Source organism: Aquabacterium sp. UBA2148 (assembly GCF_002328915.1).
Taxonomy (GTDB): domain Bacteria; phylum Pseudomonadota; class Gammaproteobacteria; order Burkholderiales; family Burkholderiaceae_C; genus Aquabacterium; species Aquabacterium parvum.
In genome coordinates, this window is record NZ_DCXA01000263.1 from 1,359 (window position 1) to 4,348 (window position 2,990).

Sequence of the window (2,990 nt, forward strand, 5' to 3'; positions counted from 1 at the left end):
GTTGACTGGCGCGATCAGGTCGCGCCGGCTCAGGCCGTGCTTGCCGATTTCGATCAGCAGGCCGTCCTTGCCCGAGCGGTGCATGCCGTTGCGGTGGGCTTCGAAGCGGTGCTCGCCAAAGCGCCGCTGCATGGTGGCGGTGTCGAGCAGGGCGCCGAGCGGATCGTGCCAGCCCAGGCTGTCGGCGGTGAAGCTGGCCATCGAGCGGCCCATGTCGCTCATGAGCACGTGGCCGCGGCGGTAGTGGGCGGTGTGCTGCGCCTTGAGCGAGTCGGGCATGTTGTAGCGCTCGAGCGTGTTGTGTGCGGCGTAGAGCACCACGCTCACGTTGGCATCGGCGCCAAGGCTGACGAAGCGCAAGGACGTGCCGCGCTTGAGGCGCCACGACCAGTGGCCACCTCCTGGTACGCGTTCGGACCACAGGATGCGGTCGGTGCTCACACCGGCCAGCGAATCAGCGGGCAGGCGCTGCCAGTGAGCGACGGCGTCAACCGGGGCCGAGGCGGGTGGGTTGTCGCGGGTGTGTTCGGGGTGGTGGGCTGACATGGTCTGACTCCTGGAGGGGCGGGACAAGCGCGAGAGACTCTGGTGTCGGCTCTTCGCCTTCATCAGGACCTCCCGGGCTTTTGTCCCTCCGTGGAGCCGCCACCGCTGTTGCCGTTGCGACCGAGTGCTCTCGGACCAGACAGCCGGCATCACGCCGACTCGGAACCCTAGCGCTCATTCAGCCCTGAAGCGGTGACCGCGGTCCGAGCTGCTCTCGCTGGAGGTCAAGCAAATTGGGTGCCAGGGCCAGGTCAGGCTTGGCTGGCGAACCGCGCACCACCACCGTGCGCGCAAGGGTCAACGCGCCGAGCTGGCCGCCCAGGTGCGTGCGCGGTGCGCATCAAGGGGACTGTTGCTGCGCCAGATCGGGGCGCCTGAGCACCCGGGGTGGCGGCCAGGCACTGGTGTCCACGCAGTAAAAAGCCAGCAACTCTTCGAACAGCGCAGGGTGATGCGTGCGCAGCTCCAGCCCTTGCTCGAAGAAGGCTTCCGTCACCACCGCAAAGAACTCGGCCGGGTTGCTGGCGCCATAAGGGTCGAGGAAGGTGTCTTCCTCCCCGCGATCCAAGGCAGCCAGCAGCGCCTCGAACTCTGCCTGCATCACCTTCGACCAGCTGGCTTGCCGGGCTGCGCTGGGCAGCGCCGGGATGCCATCGGTCAGTCCCGCCTCCGAGTCCAGCTGGTGCGCGAACTCGTGGATGACCACGTTCCAGCCGTCAACGGGGTCGGCGGCGCCAACCAGCACGTCCTCCCACGACAGGATCACCTGTCCCTCCTGCCATGACTCGCCTGCTCGCCAGTCGCGGCCCGACTGCACCACGCCGATCTCGTCGGTGTGCGCGATGTCGACTTCGAACGCACTCGGGTAGACCAGCACCTGCCTGAGAGCCGGGTAGTAGTCGTTCGGGCGGTTGAGCAGCAGCAGGCAGGCCTGCGCCGCGATGGTCACGCGCACCTCGTCGTCGATGACCTGGCCCTGGCAGCCGACAAATGCCTTTTCCGCCAGGAAGACCTGGATGTGGCGCCGGAGCTGAACCTGCAGGTCCGCAGGCAGGGACGCTGCCAGGGGCACATTGCGCCGGATGATCGCCCGCCAGGCCGGGGGGAAAGCCTGGCCTTGCTGGCGCACACGCCGTTGCGTGACCAGACGTGGCTGCCAGATGAGCCAGGCAATCAGCAACAAAGCCAGGATGGTGACGATCAGGATGGGCAAGAGGTCTGCGGGGGCGTTCGGCGTCGATGCACAAGCATACACAGCGGCCGCAGCCGGGGCAGGGTGTGGCGCCCCGCACAAAATCAGGGCATGCTTGCGTTTACCGGTGCTGTTTTGCGGTTTCAAACCGGGCAGGATTCCTAGAATCGGTGCACTCCTTGCCACTGACCATGTCCGCCTTGCCGAAAAGCACGAACGATGACGAGGAACGCCGGCTGGCGTCCTTGGCTCGCCACGGTGTTCTCGACACCCCCCCCGAACAGGCCTTCGATGACCTGACGCAGCTGGCTGCCCAGGTCCTGGGCATGCCCATTGCCCTGGTCAGCCTCATCGACCGCGACCGGCAGTGGTTCAAGTCCCGGGTGGGCATCGATGTCTGCAGCACGCCGCGCGACTTCGCCTTCTGCGACCACGCCATCCGGCAACCCGATGTCATGGTGGTCGAAGACGCCAGCGCGGACCCTCGCTTCGCCAGCAACCCGCTGGTCACGGGCGATCCGTTCATCCGCTTTTACGCCGGGGCGCCCCTGGTCGCCGACGATGGCTTGGCCCTGGGCACCCTGTGTGTCATCGACCGCCAGCCCCGAAGGCTGCTCCCTGACCAGCGCGAGACCCTGGCCCTGCTGGCCAGGCAGGTCATGGCCCAGCTGAATTTGCGCAGGCAGGCGACGCGCCTGGAGACCTTGCTGCACGAGCTGCAAGACCGCACCCAACTGCTGAGCCAGCTCTCGCACCGCGTGCCAGGCGTCATCTACCAGTTCAGGCTCTACCCTGACGGGCGAAGCTGCTTCCCTTACGCCAGCGAGCGCATGTGGGACATGTACGAAGTCCACCCGGAAGAGGCCCTGCACGACGCGTCCAGCGTCATCGCGCGCATCCATCCGCAGGACGTGCAGGCCGTGCTCGATTCCATCGAGACCTCTGCCACCAACATGCTGCCGTGGCGACACGAGTACCGCGTCGTGCTGCCTCAGCAGGGCACCAGGTGGCGCTTTGGTGACGCGGTGCCGGAGCGCCTGCCCGATGGCAGCGTGCTGTGGCACGGCTTCATCACCGACATCACCGAGCGAAGGCTGCACCAGGAGCGCACGCACCGCCTGGCCTACTACGACCCGCTCACCGGCCTGCCCAATCGCCGCCTGCTGATCGATCGCCTCGAGCGCGAACTGGCGCACCTGCGGCGCTGCGGCCGACTCGGGGCCTTGCTGTTCATCGACCTGGACAACTTCAA

The 2,990-nt window shown here is 66.9% G+C and carries 3 protein-coding genes and 1 riboswitch; of the genes, 1 reads left to right on the forward strand and 2 read right to left on the reverse strand.

Annotation, left to right across the window (positions count from 1 at the left end; genetic code table 11):
* Together B2W70_RS14720 and B2W70_RS14725 are read right to left on the reverse strand one after the other, a co-directional pair.
* Positions 1–546 (reverse strand): DUF1989 domain-containing protein (locus B2W70_RS14720; protein WP_286746789.1); only part of this gene is annotated, 546 nt, incomplete at its 3' end.
* Positions 547–613: 67 nt separating this feature from the next.
* A riboswitch (guanidine-I (ykkC/yxkD leader) is annotated at positions 614–728 on the reverse strand.
* A 158-nt stretch (positions 729–886) separates the two neighbouring features.
* Positions 887–1,759 (reverse strand): zinc-dependent peptidase, encoded by an 873-nt coding sequence (locus tag B2W70_RS14725; RefSeq protein ID WP_286746790.1) that lies wholly within the window; start codon positions 1,757–1,759, stop codon positions 887–889.
* A 170-nt stretch (positions 1,760–1,929) separates the two neighbouring features.
* Here B2W70_RS14725 and B2W70_RS14730 point away from each other — a divergent pair.
* Positions 1,930–2,990, forward strand: a 1,061-nt coding sequence (locus B2W70_RS14730) for a GAF domain-containing protein (protein WP_286746791.1), incomplete at its 3' end; no start/stop codon positions are given.